Origin of the sequence: Ornithinimicrobium pulveris (genome assembly GCF_050261105.1) — a bacterium.
Classification (GTDB): Bacteria; Actinomycetota; Actinomycetes; order Actinomycetales; family Dermatophilaceae; genus Ornithinicoccus.
Genome location: NZ_CP189837.1, coordinates 26,109 through 40,000, shown reverse-complemented (window position 1 = coordinate 40,000; position 13,892 = coordinate 26,109). Strand labels below are relative to the sequence as shown.

At 66.5% G+C, this 13,892-nt stretch carries 9 protein-coding genes and 1 pseudogene; 3 read left to right on the top strand and 7 right to left on the bottom strand.

Annotation, left to right across the window (positions count from 1 at the left end):
* Nucleotides 1-3,192, bottom strand: a complete 3,192-nt coding sequence (gene dpdE, locus ACQBAT_RS00170; protein ID WP_420748805.1) for a protein DpdE — start codon at nt 3,190-3,192, stop codon at nt 1-3.
* A gap of 349 nt (nt 3,193-3,541) precedes the next feature.
* Between dpdE and ACQBAT_RS00165 the strand changes: the two genes are divergently transcribed.
* The gene (locus tag ACQBAT_RS00165; RefSeq protein WP_420748806.1) at nt 3,542-3,868 is read left to right on the top strand and encodes a transposase; all 327 of its coding nucleotides are present in this window, start codon (nt 3,542-3,544) and stop codon (nt 3,866-3,868) included.
* Here the strand turns inward: ACQBAT_RS00165 and ACQBAT_RS00160 are convergent.
* Nucleotides 3,826-4,761, bottom strand: a complete 936-nt coding sequence (locus tag ACQBAT_RS00160) for a tyrosine-type recombinase/integrase (RefSeq protein ID WP_427197720.1) — start codon at nt 4,759-4,761, stop codon at nt 3,826-3,828. The two genes, ACQBAT_RS00165 and ACQBAT_RS00160, sit on opposite strands and share 43 nt — an antisense overlap.
* Nucleotides 4,762-5,693: 932 nt before the next feature.
* Entirely contained in the window at nt 5,694-6,719 is a 1,026-nt protein-coding gene (locus ACQBAT_RS00155; RefSeq protein WP_420747605.1) for a tyrosine-type recombinase/integrase, read from the bottom strand.
* Nucleotides 6,720-6,984: 265 nt separating this feature from the next.
* Here ACQBAT_RS00155 and ACQBAT_RS00150 point away from each other — a divergent pair.
* Both ACQBAT_RS00150 and ACQBAT_RS00145 read left to right on the top strand, forming a co-directional pair.
* A pseudogene (locus ACQBAT_RS00150) lies at nt 6,985-7,740 on the top strand (IS3 family transposase); the annotation flags it as partial.
* 148 nt (nt 7,741-7,888) lie between these two features.
* Nucleotides 7,889-9,289 carry an IS1380 family transposase gene (locus ACQBAT_RS00145; RefSeq protein WP_420747751.1) on the top strand — a complete coding sequence of 467 codons (1,401 nt, stop codon included), beginning with the start codon at nt 7,889-7,891 and terminating at the stop codon, nt 9,287-9,289.
* Between the two features lie 161 nt (nt 9,290-9,450).
* Here the strand turns inward: ACQBAT_RS00145 and dbpB (ACQBAT_RS00140) are convergent, their stop codons facing one another.
* Genes dbpB (ACQBAT_RS00140) through ACQBAT_RS00125 form a run of 4 tightly spaced genes read right to left on the bottom strand, consistent with a single transcriptional unit; the run spans nt 9,451 to nt 13,817 of the window.
* On the bottom strand, nt 9,451-10,554 hold the full coding sequence (gene dbpB, locus ACQBAT_RS00140) for a DGQHR domain-containing protein DpdB (RefSeq protein ID WP_420747752.1): 1,104 nt from the start codon (nt 10,552-10,554) through the stop codon (nt 9,451-9,453).
* Nucleotides 10,555-10,564: 10 nt separating this feature from the next.
* A complete protein-coding gene (dpdA, locus tag ACQBAT_RS00135) occupies nt 10,565-11,818 on the bottom strand; it encodes a tRNA-guanine transglycosylase DpdA (protein ID WP_420747753.1) in 1,254 nt (417 codons plus the stop codon).
* Nucleotides 11,815-12,951: a DGQHR domain-containing protein DpdB gene (gene dbpB, locus ACQBAT_RS00130; protein WP_420747754.1), complete on the bottom strand. Its 1,137-nt coding sequence runs from the start codon at nt 12,949-12,951 to the stop codon at nt 11,815-11,817. Before dbpB (ACQBAT_RS00130) ends, dpdA begins: the two co-directional genes overlap by 4 nt.
* Nucleotides 12,948-13,817 carry a hypothetical protein gene (locus ACQBAT_RS00125; protein ID WP_427197719.1) on the bottom strand — a complete coding sequence of 290 codons (870 nt, stop codon included), beginning with the start codon at nt 13,815-13,817 and terminating at the stop codon, nt 12,948-12,950. The genes dbpB (ACQBAT_RS00130) and ACQBAT_RS00125 overlap by 4 nt, the downstream gene beginning before the upstream one ends.
* Between the last annotated feature and the right edge of the window lie 75 nt (nt 13,818-13,892).

The following is a 13,892-nucleotide window of genomic DNA, read 5'->3' as shown; positions in this document are numbered from 1 at the left end:
TCAACTCGTCAGGGCTCGGCCGGACAGGACCACAATCCCAGTGCTGTCCAAGCGCAGTGAGGGCGCGGTCACGGCGGCGGACATGGCACGGGCGATGACTTCCTCGCGATGGAGTTCCTCCTGCAGACGGACGAGTTCCGACCCTGTAGTGCGCATGGCTCGGAGTCGCAACTGCGAGAGCCTCGTTGCCGCGTCGCGTTCGGCGATGGCAGTAGCTCGCTCGACCGCCGAACGAACGTCCTCGCGATTGCGGACGAGATGCTGAGCCGCTCTTTCCGCGGATCGCCAAGATTCGCCCCAGTGATGTGGGGGAATGAGGTCGTAGGCCTCCTGGATCCTTGCACGGTTTAGCGAGTAGTCGCCGCCGGCACGGATTGTGCCTGGTTTCGCGTATGGGGCGTCGAGTGCGTCGAGATGCGACTGGGAGGTCAACTCCTGCGCGTCGGCTGTCATCCAAACGCTGACGATGATGGGAGGGAAAGTCCCATCGGCCCGCCGCGTGAGCGCAAGTTCGTCGATACCCGCACTCACTGTCACGAGTTCCCCACGTGGGTCGCTAGAGGAGGGAACCCCGAGGGGGTTCCCTTCGACGGCGTAGTCGAACCGGTAGAGCGGGGTGTCCTCACGCGGCCATTCAGGCATCCACCGCCACATGCCGAAGGCTCGGCCACGATCGTCGTGCCAGAGGAAGTCGCTCACCGCGTCGATGAACGGGTCCCCGTAGCGGTAGAGGTGGACGTCCTCGCACGAGAGGGCGACCTCACGCACGAAGGTTCCGACGTGGCCTTTCAACGGAAGGAAGTCGCGAACGAGGCGCGATGCCGGGATCAGCGGAATCTGCGTTTGCTTCCCCGGCAGACGGCCGAGCGGCTCGTATCCGCCCAATCCGGTGGCAGGGTTGCCCCTCCTCTCGAACCTAAGGTTGCCCGGGGCGCTATTCGCTGCAAGAAGGTCGTCGCTCACCTTGGCGAATTTTGATGCGTCGGATTCCACGCTAGCGATCCGCGCGTGCACGGAGCGCTCGTCGATGCTCGTCTCTAGGCTGTCGAGCGCGTCCTGCTCGCGGACGCGCTGGATCTCCGCTTCGAGCATTTCTTGAACCCGCGTCACAGCGGAGGCGACACCTTCGAGCCCCATTTGAAGGAGGATGACCCACGCCTCGTCTGTCGCGTTGTCGACGGCATGCTGGAGGCTGGCGACCGAGTGGTCGAAGATCCCGAAACCGTCCCTGAGGATCCGCTCCCAGGCGCCCGAATAGGTGTCATCCGCGTGTCCCGAAACGACATATGACCGCCATTCCCCGAACCCTTCGGGCGACCACCGATCACAACGGCCGATGCGCTGCTCGAGACGGTTTGCTGATCCCGGAAGTCCCAGATGCACGAGAACATTCGCGAACTGGAGGTTGCGACCTTCTTCGGCCGAGGAGTCTGCGACCATAACCGCGGCCTTGCGGATCGCCTCGAACGAGCGCACCGCGCGCTCGTTCTCCTCGCCACGTTGGGTCGTCACATGGCAGAAGACCGACTTGGCGCCGAAGGGATCCTTGAGGTCCTCGGCCAGGTCGGTTGCCATGTCAACTGTTGGGCAGAAGACGACGGCACGCTCGTTGGACGTCATGCGCTCGCTGAGTGCTTCAGCGAACGGGCGGGTGACCGTTGTCCGTCGGTCCACGTAAGCCATGTCCTGCACGATGCGCTTCAGAGCGGTGATTTCGTCAGCGGCTATCGGCGCGGCGGCGCGCTCTGTTGCCCAATTCTGCAGCGCACTCGGATCAAGGCTCACTGCTGCGGCCTCGGCGAAGGCGCGTCCGGCTAGGGTCATCGCTGCCGGGTTGCCTTCTGCCGACGCAAGAGCCTGTTCCCGCCATCGGTCGAGAGCCTCTGTAACGTGGTCGCGCAGGGTGGACTCCAGCAGAAGTGGCTTGGGCGCGCGACGACCGGTCACCCGATAGGTGCCCTGCAACGCTGTCGTACGCCGGGTCCGAAGCATCCGTCTGTGTACGCGGTACACCTCGGCAACGTGCGTACGCAGCGCTTGGATCAGGGATGCCGTCTCGCCCTTGTCTTGTGTGGCCACCGACTCGCGGGCGCGCGCAACCAGCTTGCAGACCTCGGCGTCGTCGGGGAACGAGGCTTCGATCTCCGTCAGGCGGCCCTTCAGAAGTACGCCTGGCAGGCTGGGTTGTAGCCCGAGAAAGACGCGGCCCAAGTCGGCGCGAGCCTCCAAGCGCGATCGAAGTTGCTCCGCTGTGGTGTCGGCATACACCGCCGGGTCAAGCAGTTTGAGCATCGCGAGGAAGGCGTCCTCGTTGTGCAGGGCTGGTGTCGCGGAGAGCAACAGTAGGCGCGGACTTGCAAGTGCGATCTCACGAAGCCGCTGGAAGCGGAAGGCGAGGTCGGGATCCGTGCTAACTGACATTCGTGCAAGGTTGTGTGCCTCGTCGACAACGACCAGATCTGCTGCATCCCACGCCGACGGCTCATCATCGCGACTGAGGCGGACATGCGCCCGGGTGAAGTCCTGCACGCGGAACTTCTGTGTCAACTCTCGCTTCCACTGGTCGACTAGGAACGGAGGCAAGATCAACTGGACGCGCAGGGTGGGATTGTCCAGCAGCATCTGGCGGATGACGATCCCCGCCTCGATGGTCTTGCCTAGGCCGACCTCATCGGCTAGGAGATAGCGCTGGACCGTGTCCTGCAAAACGCGCCACGCGGTCTCGACCTGGTGCGCGTGGAGTTCTATGCTGCTCGAGAGCACGGCTCGCATGCCATGAGCCGCCGAACGCTGTTGAAGGATGTTGCGCAGGTAGGGGAGGCGCAGTTCGGCGAGCATTGGCGATTCGAGCATGCCCGCTTCGGCGAACGCCACAGGGTCGGTCAAGGGCTTGTTCCAACGCACATGGAGTCCCTCCTCCGGAACGAATCCTTCCCAGTCGTGTCCGCGAACGTAGATATCATTGTGGTCGCTGACTTCGATGATGCGCCCGGAACGCCATCGGTTGTCTTTGTCGTGCCAGAAGATGCGCAACTCGGGGGACAGGGGAAATCGGGAGAGGCTGGCTCGTGACACCGCTTCGCGGTGTCGCTTGGAAGGGTCCGGTCCAGGTGCGTCGAAGTACTCGAGTACTAGCTTGTCGCCTTCGCGAGCGACGAGCTTGCCTGGGCCTAAACGGTTCTCCGAGGACACCAGTAGGTCCCCGCGGCTCAGGGACTTGGTTCTCCGTCCGACTGACGGCGTGGCTGGCGGCGGGGCGGCCTTTTTCCGCGACTGACGCGGCTGCGGCGGCTTGCCATCGGCGTCGCGGGAACCGCGGCAACGCGGAAACTGCGAGCAGCCCCAGAATGCCTGCCCAGCGTTGCGCCCACGGGAAGCGAACTGAATCGTCATTGGCGATCCGCACAGGGGACACGCCACCCCAGTCGTCATGCCGGTCCCCTCTTGACCCTCACCCGGCAGAGCTTAGCCCGGATGAGGTTGACCCCGTTGGGTGGACATCCTGACCGGCCAGGTGAGCCTGGCAGGAGAGGATGCCCTCATGGGTGCCAAGAGGAAGAGTTACACCCCGGCGTACCGTCGTGACGCTGCTCATCTGGTGATCGATACCGGTCGCACGATCGTGGAGGTCGCTGGCGAGATCGGCGTCGGTCAGGCGCTGCTGGGGCGGTGGGTCGCAGCCGAGCGGGCCCGCATGGACGACCCGCCGGGTGCGCTGGACATCGACGAGCGGGCCGAGCTGGAGCGGTTACGGGCCGAGAACGCCCAGCTGCGCATGGACCGGGAGTTCCTGAAAAAAGCAGCGGCTTATGCGGGTGATCGGTGTCAAGCGGGGGTGTCCTCGAGGCGCTGGAGGAGGGCGTCGTAGACCTCGGCGCGTCGGGTCTGGCCCTTGGCGGTGGCGTCGTCGCGTTGCGCCTGGATGGTGGGTCGGTGCTCAATCGTGGTGAAGAACATCGTGCAGGACTCGCAAATCGTCTCGTAGCGGCAGTCGAGCTCGATCGGTCGTGCGCAGTAGCCGTTGCCGAGCAGGCGTTTGCTGGCTTCCGCGTGGACGGCGCGCATCGCTGGGCCGGCGGCCTCGGCCGGGAGGGTCACCGGCGTGCTCGCGGGTTGGGTGGCGGCGTAGAGGGACTCGATCTTCTGGGTGACCTTGAAGTACTGGTCGGCCACGGTGCGGTCGCCGATGCGGGCGTAGACCATCGTCATCGACAGGTCGTGGTGGCCGAGGAGGGCGGCGATGGCTTCCAGGGACATGCCTCGGTTGATGGCCTGGGTGGCCAGCGTGTGCCGCAGCTGGTGGGGGTGGACGTGTCCGAGGCCGGCCGCGGCGGCGGTCTTGTGGACGGCTTTGTCGACGCGGGTGGCGGGGATCGGTCGGCCGCGGTCGAGCAGGAGCAGGTCGGAGGACTGCCAGGAGGCGCGGTGTGCCAGCCAGTCGTCGATGAGGTCTTTGACGTGCGGATGGAGCGGGATGTACCGGTCTGTGTGGAGCTTGCCGACCGGGGGGTGCGCAGCCAGTAGCCGGTGCCGATCTGCACGACGGCGTCGATGGTCAGGCCGAGGAGCTCGCCGCGGCGCATCCCGGTGCGGGCCAGGACCTGGACGATGAGGCGGTCCAGGGGGTCGGGCAGGTCGCGGGCGGCGTTCATGAACGCGGCGGCCTGGGCGTCGTCGAGGAACTTGGGCAGGGGCCGGTCCAGGCGGGGTCGGTCGGTGGCGTAGACCGGGACGCGGGCGGGGGCGTCGTCGTAGTCCCACTCGATGATGCGGGTGAAGAAGGAGCGTAGGTGGCCCATCCGCATGCCCAGGGTGGGCTTGGACAGCCCCGGCTTGCCGCGGTACCCGGGCCGCTGGGCCAGCCAGGTCTTGTAGCCCTCGATGTGCTCGCGGTCGACGTGCGCGGCGGCGGTGACGCCGGGGTGGTGGGTGAGCAGGTACCCGGCGAACTGGCGCAGCGTGGTGTCGAACAGCGCCACCGAGGACGGGCGCAGCGACAGCGCGCACTGGTCCAGGTAGCGGCGCATCGTGGATGCCAGGACGGGGGTGCCGGCGCTGATGTGCTTCCAGTCGATCTGCGCTGCTCGGGTGTGCAGCCAGCGGCGACGCTTGTCCGGTGCGGGTGCCTGGCCGCGGTGGAACATCACGGCGTCCAGGCCGAACAGCGGCGTGGATAACGACCTGTGCGGCACGTTCCCGCCGTGCCGGGCGACCGTGTGTTCGAAGAAGGTGGTCCGGGCGGCGGTGTACTGCTCGGGTGTCAGCGCCGCCGGAGAGGTCCCGGCGATGACGGCGATGCGCGACAGGTGGGTCCACATCCGCCCGATCTCCTTGGTGCAGAAGCCGAGGTCGGCAGCCTGGCTCATGAAGAGCGCATGCTGCGCCGGATAGGCCTGCCGCACGTAGCTGCCCCACCGGCAGCAGCTGGTGACCACGAACGCCGGGTCGACCTGCAGGCCGGTCGCGACCGCGGCGTGCGCGGCGAACGAGGCCACCTCGGTCGGTGCGCACCTGACGCCGCGCCGCGCCGGGGGCGTGGTTCCATCCGTCCAGGTCGCCGAAGGCTCGTCGGAAGCCGATCACGCCGAGGCGTCGGCACTTGCGCGCAGCCTCGGTCGCGCCCGCCAAGATGTAGTCGGCGACGAAAGCGTCGAGCTGCTCGACGCCCGGCGTGGTCGCACGGGTGATTGTGCTCACGGTGTCGGTCCTTCCTCGTAGAGTCGGTCCAGGACGGCCATGGCCTGCTGGTACTCCGTAGCGAGCCAGTCGTTGGACAGGTGCAGGTAGATCCGGGTGGTGTCCAGGTTCGCGTGGCCGGCCTGGGCCTGGATCGCCTCCAGCGACATCCCGGCTTCCCGCAGCCGGGTGAAACAGGTGTGCCGCAGCTCGTGGCAGGAGGCGTGGGACAGTCCCGCCCGACGCCGGGCCCCGGCGAGCACCTCGTCCAACCCCGCCGCCGTCAGCCGGCGCCCGCGGGTGGGGCCCTTGAGCACGACGAACACCGACTCGGCGTCGGTCCCGGTGGGTCGTTCCTGGGCCAGGTAGGCGGCCAGGTGGGTGAAGAAGGCCGGCACGACCGGCACGATGCGTTGGTGGCCGCCCTTGCCTTCGGCGACGAACACGCGGCCGTCGCCGGGCTGGACGTCGACGAACCGCAGGCCCAGCACCTCGCAGCGCCGCAGCCCGGCATGCAGCATGAGCGTGACCATCGCCCGGTCCCGCTCGGTCCTCAGCGCCGCGAACAGGGCGACCGCCTCGACCGGCTCGAGGATCCGTGGCAGCCGCCTGGGCGCCCGGACCAGGGGTGAGCCGCGCAACGACCGTGACCGGGGCGTCATGCTGCGTGGGACGACCTGCCGATCGACGATGCCGCGGGCGAGCAGGTAGTCGAACAGCGAGGTCACCGTCGCCAGGCGCCGCCTGATCGTCGAGGCCGCCAACCCGACCTCGCCATCAGCCAGCCGTACCACGTTGGCGCCCCGCCGCGGTGTCCGTTGCGCCTCGATGAAGGCGAGCACGTCGCTGGTGGTGACCTGGACCGGAGGCTTGGGCACCACGGTGAAGAAGACCTTCAGGTCGTACGCCTGCGCGGTCAGCGTGTTCGGTCTGACCCGCGCCGCGGTAAACCGCAGGTACTCATCCACCAGCGGTTCGCCCAGCGAGGGAGCCGGGCCTCGGGCATCGATCAAGCACGGCATGAACGAGGCTCCCGGAGCCATCCCGGCCTCCCTCCCGATAAGGCTGAGGCCATCGTCCGCCCGCACCCTGGCAAGACTTGGAAGCCACGCGGAGATCACCTACATATCAAGCCCTTCTTCGTGACGGAGAACGCCTCGAGCAGCCAGAGCGGGCGTTCGAGTTGATCCACGCGGAGAAGGCCGACCACGAGATCGTGCGGATGTGTGACCTGCTGGGTGTGTCCCGGTCGGGTACTACAAGTGGGTCGACCGACAGGCTGCCGGCCCTTCGCCCCGGGAGCAGCGCAACGAGGACCTGCTGGTCAAGATCAGGCAGTTCCACACCGACAGCGATGGTGTGAACGGCGCCCCGCGGATCACCGCGGACCTGCGTGAGAACGGCGAGGTCGTCTCTCGCAAGACGGTCGCCAAGCTCATGCGCACCGACGGCCTGCAGGGCATCAGCCCCCGGCCGTGGCGGCCGGTAACCACGCTGCCGGACCAGGTGCCGCACACCATCCCGGATCGGGTGGGACGAGTCTTCGACCGAGGCGCCCTCAACGTCGTCTGGACCTCCGACATCACCTACCTGGTCACCGGCCAGGGCTGGCTGTACCTGTGCGCCGTGCGGGATGGCTGCTCACGCCGCGTCATCGGCTATGCCTTCTCCGACTCCCTGCACACCGACATCGTGGAGAGCGCACTACGCCGAGCCGTGACCTTCCGCGACGGTGAGACCGCGGGCGTGATCCTGCACGCCGATCGGGGCTGCCAGTTCACCTCGACCCAGCTGGCCGACGCCGCCGAAGAGCTGGGCGTGCTGCTCTCGGTCGGACGCACCGGCGTGTGCTGGGACAACGCCCAGATCGAGAGCTTCTGGTCGACCCTGAAGACCGAGTTCTACGACCGACACGAGTTCGCCACCAGGACCGAGGCGATCCACGCCGTCAGCTCCTGGATCGAGACCGTCTACAACCGCCGCCGGCGCCACAGTGCCCTCGGCCAGATCCCTCCGGTAACGTCCGAGCACCGGACCATCACCGCGGCTCAAGAAGCCGCTTAACCGATGTCCACCAGACGGGGTCAACCCCACGGATCGTTCACGGGGTGGTGGTGTGATCGGCGTGTAGAAGCACCGAAGTGCTCCCTTATCAGGGAAGACTTGGACTTGTCTAAGGTCCCAGGTCCGCCCAGCAGGAAGCACTCGGTAAGTGAAGCGTACGTTGTGGTCGTCGGGGTTGTCCGTCTCTGCTGATGGTGTCGGCGTGGTGGCCCACGCGGGCAGTGTGGGGCTGCGCCTGCTGGCCGAGCGCACCGGCCTGACACGGGAGCTGTCCGGGGCGATGGCCCGCCGGTCGTTCGTCCCTGTCCACGACCGCGGGCAGATGCTGAGCGACGTGGCGGTGATGCTCGCCGACGGCGGGGAGGCGATCGCCGACATCGACGTGCTGCGCCACCAGGACGGGGTGCTCGGGCCGGTCGCCTCGCCACCGACGGTCTGGCGTGCTCTTGCCGAGGTCACACCGGCCCGGGCCAGGAAGATCGCCGCCGCGAGGGCCAGGGTCCGGCGCCGCGTGTGGTCCCTGATCCCCGGTGGGTTGCCGGCCAGCAAGGTCGCCGGGACCGACCTCGGCGCCACGGTCGTGCTCGATGTCGATGCCACCATCGTGCTCGCGCACAGCGAGAAGGAACAGGCGGCGCCGACCTTCAAGCGGACCTTCGGGTTCCACCCCCTCGGTGTCTGGTGCGACAACACGAGCGAGTTCCTGGCTGCGAAGCTGCGCACCGGCCGGGCCGGGTCGAACACCGCCGCCGACCACATCGAGGTCCTCGCTGCGGCGATCGCCCAGGTCCCCGGCACCCACCACAAGGACCTGCTGATCCGCTCCGACGGGGCCGGGGCCTCGCACGACCTGCTGAACTGGCTCACCGCCCAGGGCAAGGTCCGCGGCCGCCGGGTGGAGTACTCCGTCGGGTTCGCGCTCACCGAGCAGGTCCGCGACGCGATCGTCCTGGTCCCCAAGCAGACCTGGACCCCGGCGGTGGACGCCGACGGTGGCGTGCGCGAAGGCGGACACGTCGCCGAGCTGACTGGCCTCATCGACGCGGACCTGCTCGCGACGTGGCCCGCAGGGATGCGGGTCATCGTCCGCCGTGAACGGCCCCACCCCGGTGCCCAGCTGTCCCTGTTCGAGGAGGCAGACGGGTGGCGCTACCAGGCGTTCGTCACCAACACCACCACCGGGCAGCTGGCCCTCCTCGAGGCCCGCCACCGCGCCCACGCCCGCGTCGAGGACCGCATCCGGCACGCCAAGGACTCCGGCCTGGGACGCTTCCCTTCACGAGAGTTCGGCATCAACCAGACCTGGCTGCTGCTCACCGGCATCGCCGCCGACCTCATCGCCTGGACCCGCCTGCTGGCCCTGACCGGTGAGGCCACGACCCTGGCCGCCTGCGAGCCCAAGGCGCTGCGCTACCGGTTCCTGCACGTCCCCGCCCGGCTCACCCACGCCGCCCGCCGCCGACGGCTGCGGATCCCGAAGTCCTGGCCCTGGGCGGCAGCGATCGTCGCCGTCTTCGCGAACATCGCCGCCATCCCCCGACCCGCCTGACCACCCCGTCCGCTCACGACCAGGAACCCGGAGAACCGCAGCCCGGCAGCGCCAGCCGGCGCTACCCCACGTCCACGCGCCGAATCCGAAAGGCGATGACCATCACGCTCGCGCCGAGCCAACCAGCCCGACCTCATGAAAGACCGGGGTTAGTCGAGACGTCAGCGCAGGACGCGAAGCAGGTGGCTTGTCAGGAGCCGGACGTCATTTGGTGTGTTCTGGATCCCGTTCCAGCGGCGCGCCTGCTCGGGACCGAAGTCCCAAGTTCCTGACGTCCATGCGCAGTGTGCCCAGAGGCCTTGGATCTTCTTCTCCAGGTTGAGACCCGGAAGTTCGGCCGCGGGCACGCCATCGGTTAACTGGTCCATCACGTAGCCCATGGCTTGGATGCCGGCGCCGTGCGTCAATCGCGACTTCGTCGGGGGCAGGTTCCAAGCCTCCGGGAAGGTTACGGCTACCACCGTCCAGAAGTAGTTGAGGTGGAGCAGCATCTGGTCGACGTCGCCAGTGCCGTCGATCGGGTCACGGTACTGGTACAGCGCGCCGTCGTAGAGGCTGTTCTCGATCATCTTCAGGACGCTGTTGTCCTTGATGTAGCCGTTCGCCATCGTGGGCGTGGCGATACGAGTCGCGAACGGCTGGCCGTCAGTCCGGCTACCGAAGTTCAGAGCCGCGAGCACTCGCGCCGGAAGTTGCTTCTTTGCGTACGCCGTGGGGAGGTGCCCCTCGGTGTCGGGCAGCAGTTCGTGGACAAGGCCCTTGGGCAGTGGCTTCGTGTTGTTGACGAGGATGAACTGCGAGCGTTGCTCCGCTTCGCCGTGTGCGATGAAACCGACGGCGGCCACTGCGAACTCCGGTAGGTCCGCGTCACGGATTGCCGCGCTGCGCTGCTGTCCGTCGACCAACCACGCGGGCTTCTGGTCGTCGGGCAGAGACACGTCAACGGGGATCACGAGTTCGCCTGGCGTGACGTAGTCAAGGTCCTGTCGGCTGGCCGACGGTTCGAACGTGACCCTCTGGTCAAACGCCAGTACGACGGCGTTGGGCAGCATCGCTCCGTCCGACTCGAGGTACCTGCGGATCGCGCGGATGTGGCTGAGGACCTCCGGGCGCTGGTAGCCCTGAAGTTGAGTGTCGTCGCGGTGGACGCGGCTCACCGTCGTGAACTCGTGGATGCGCTTGCCGTCGACCCCGAAGGCGTAGATGGCCTGCTCGCCCTGGCGGATCTTGAGTGCCGGGAGTCGGATGTCGTAGCGGTCGGCCATGGGCGAAAGCCTAGGTCCCCGCCTCGGGGCTCGGCGTAGCCGCCCCAGGGGATCGGTGGACAAGTCTCGACATCCGCTCCTGCAGCACCGATAGGTTGTGGAATCCGCGGCGCTTGTTGCGTTCCGTGCCACGGAAGATGACGATCTCTATCCCGTGCTGGCGGCAGATGGTGCATGTGCACTCGCGCCATGGAGCGGCGGCGAGTGTCTCGGCGTAGACGTCGAGGTATGACTTCTTGGTCTGGCAAACCACCTCGTATTCGCCGAGCGCGTCGAGGCACGCTCGATAGCTAGAGTCCCCTCCGTCGAAGGAACGCAGGGCACGCAACGCCTCGCGCTCGGCTGACAGCGCATTCTTCTGGCTGACGACGCCAGACAGGATTGCTCGTTTCAATGTCGGGTTGCCGTCGACCTGAGGTACCCGGATCGCGACGTAGGCCCTGTCGTTGGTGTGGTAGTTTTTCCGGTCGTCCATGAAGGCCTGCCTGAAGGCCGAGGTGCTGTCGAAGCTGGTGACGCCTAATTCAGCGAACTGGTCCATGGCGTCGATGCGCGTGATTCCGAGCAGGTGTAGTTCTGTTCCTGGCGCAAGAACAGTCGAGATCTCGGCCAGGCAGGCCAGGATCTGATCGGTCTTGAGAGGCACCATGCCGCCCAGTGCGATGCGCTTGTACCCCATGTCTTGGAGGGCGCGGACACTGTCGGCGTAGCTTTTGGGGCTCCATCCTTGTGCGGCGCCGACCGGCTCGAGGTGGCTGCGCCGGTCAGTCGTCAGCGAGATGAAGTCCTCAGCCAGTCGAAGGGTGAGCTTTCGACGCTCGACCCACTCGGGATCCGCCGTCTTGGGACTGGCATCGGGCTCGTAACCGAAGATGACGTGGTCGGTGCTCACGCCGGCGTCGAAGCCGCACTCCTCGTAGAAGTCAAGGGTCTCGCTGACTGTGACGGGCGGGGCAGGTTCGTCGATGTAGTTGAACGCGCCGTTGTCGCCCAACGTCTCGACACCGGGGGGGAGCCGGAAGAACCGATGGACGCCCATCCGGTAGAGCCGAGCCCGCTGCGCGCTGGAGTACTTGCCGGCACCCTTGATCGATCCGTCCACGATCGACTTGCTAACGAGGATTCCGTGGTAAGGGGCCCGTGACAGAACCTCGTGCGCGTACCTGTCGTCCCGTTGGCGCACGCGGTGTGGTGGGTACTCGTCGCGGGTGAAGTCGTAGGCAGGGCTAACGAGGTCTTGGCTGTCGGGAAAGTAGAACTTCACTTGCGCCCCGTCCGCTCAGCGAGGTAGTTCCGGACGAGGTAGTTCGACAGAGCGCTGATGTGCCGTGGCGTGTTCTGCAGGTCGTTCCACGCCACTCCGAGTTCTTCCCACGTGCCAGCGGTCCAGCGGCACTTAGGAGCGATGAGTGCCAACTCGGCAGCGGCGCGCTCCCGCGCTCGTGGGTCGTCGTCCCGAACGTGCGTCATCACTCGATCCATGAGCCTGCCCATGGCTCGGATTCCGACCCCGTGCATCAAGCGGCTCGCCGTCGGGGCAGCTCCCCATGCTTCGGGGAAGGTGTCGTGAACAGCGCCCCAGTAGGCGAGTAGGACTCGACGGATGCCTTCGGTGTCGGTGGTCCCGCTCGCGATGTTCCGATAGGGGAACAGGACTCCGGAAGGGGACTCGACAGACTCGCGGATGGCCTCGACGAGGCTGTTATCGGTGACGACCGTGACCTTCTTGTCGTCTGCCGGAGTGGAGGCGCGGCGGATAATGCCGTGGAAGGGGGACTCCGGGTCATGGTTGAGCAAGTCGACAAGAGCGGAGGGCAACTGCCTGGTTGCCATCCGTGCAGACGGGACTCGAGAGATCTCAGGAAGGAGTTCCGTGACTAGCCCCGTTGGCAAAGGCTGAACGGTGTTGACTCGCAAGAACTGCTCGCGCTGAATCTCGAGAGTGGGTGCGACGAACCCTGCTACCGGCACCGGAAGCCGACGGTTCTTCGTACGCGAGAGGGCCAGACTTCGTTGTTGCCCATCGACGATCCATGCAGGGCGGGGGCCATCACCGTCGGGAGCGATCGGGATCTCAAGCGTACCGGCGACGGCCAGGCCATCGGTTGTGGTCGGGCCACGACTGGACTTGAACTTGACCTCTGCTGGCAGCGCCAGGATGAGCCCGTTGGGGAAGATGGGGTGCTCCGAGTCCAGGTAGTCCTGGATCTGCCTGACATGCTTCTGCTTCTCCGGACGCTGGTATCCGATGAGCTTGCCGGCCTCGTCGCGACCGATCCGGGCGACGTCCGCGACCAGGTCGACCTCCTCCGCCGCCAGGGTGAAGAGGTAGAGGGGCGTGTCCTCGCTTTGGAGAACCTTCAGTGCGCGTCGTGTCAGCCACTGCGGATCCGTCATCGAGCCATCACCTGCTGAAAGAGAGTTGAGAACCGTCGTTGCTCACAGGCCATACCTGCCTCGCGAAGAAGCGTGAGCGCGTTCGTCTTGGAGATGCTGGGCTGACGGTCGCGGAGTTCGCTGATGAACTCAACTACCGCGGAGTCCGACAACGGCCTGCGATCGAAGACCTCGTGATGCCGTTTTTCTCGCGCCCAGGCGCGCCACCTCTGCCACGCCGCCCCTGCGAAGAGATCGTCGCCGCCCGACAGATTGAGCCACTGCACCGCGGAGCGCACGTTGAGGCTCGTCACGGTGCCTCCGAGCGCATGCCGCAACGATCGGTCGGCAGGGACTCGCACTGTCTCGCTGACTTCGCTCGATCCCCCGAACACCAGCAGTTCATTCGGCGCGGTTACGTCGAGCAGATGCTGGCTGACCACGCGTGAGTAGGCCTCTGACAGGACCCAGATAGCTCGCCCCCCAGGGGAGATCTCGGCGTGGGGGAGTTCGTTCCACCACTCTTGGGCCGCTGGGAGAGACGCGCCGACGGAGTCAGCCTGGCCAGTGCTGAAGGTCGCGGAGTAGGAGGGAGCCGAGGTCAAGGCGGACTGAAGTCCGAGCCCTGCCGAAGCCACGAACATCGTCGGGTCGTAGCCGAGGGCCGTGACCTTGCTCGCCAAGGTGCGCACCTGGGTCCAGGTCTCGCCGCTGTAGAGGTCGATGAGTGGCCGACGATCCGTCGCTCGTGCGAGGGCGTGGCGCCATACCCGGGCGCGCAGCGGCACCTCCCCGTTGGGGAGATGGCGGACCATCAGTTCGTCGGAAGGGGTCGCCGACTTCCTGTCCGTGCAGGTGACGATAATCGTCAGTTGTTGTCGCGACATGGACCTCACAGGCTCCGAAACTACGTGTCTGTTCCAGCTACTCTATCGTGTAGTTTCGATGCTGTGAGGTCGACC

Bases quoted from the DNA above. Each gene is read 5' to 3' on its own strand.
- ACQBAT_RS00165 (WP_420748806.1), top strand. From the start codon at position 3,542: ATGGGTGCCAAGAGGAAGAGTTACACCCCGGCGTACCGTCGTGACGCT.
- dbpB (WP_420747752.1), bottom strand. From the start codon at position 10,554: ATGGCCGACCGCTACGACATCCGACTCCCGGCACTCAAGATCCGCCAG.
- ACQBAT_RS00125 (WP_427197719.1), bottom strand. From the start codon at position 13,817: ATGTCGCGACAACAACTGACGATTATCGTCACCTGCACGGACAGGAAG.
- ACQBAT_RS00155 (WP_420747605.1), bottom strand. From the start codon at position 6,719: ATGGCTCCGGGAGCCTCGTTCATGCCGTGCTTGATCGATGCCCGAGGC.
- dbpB (WP_420747754.1), bottom strand. From the start codon at position 12,951: ATGACGGATCCGCAGTGGCTGACACGACGCGCACTGAAGGTTCTCCAA.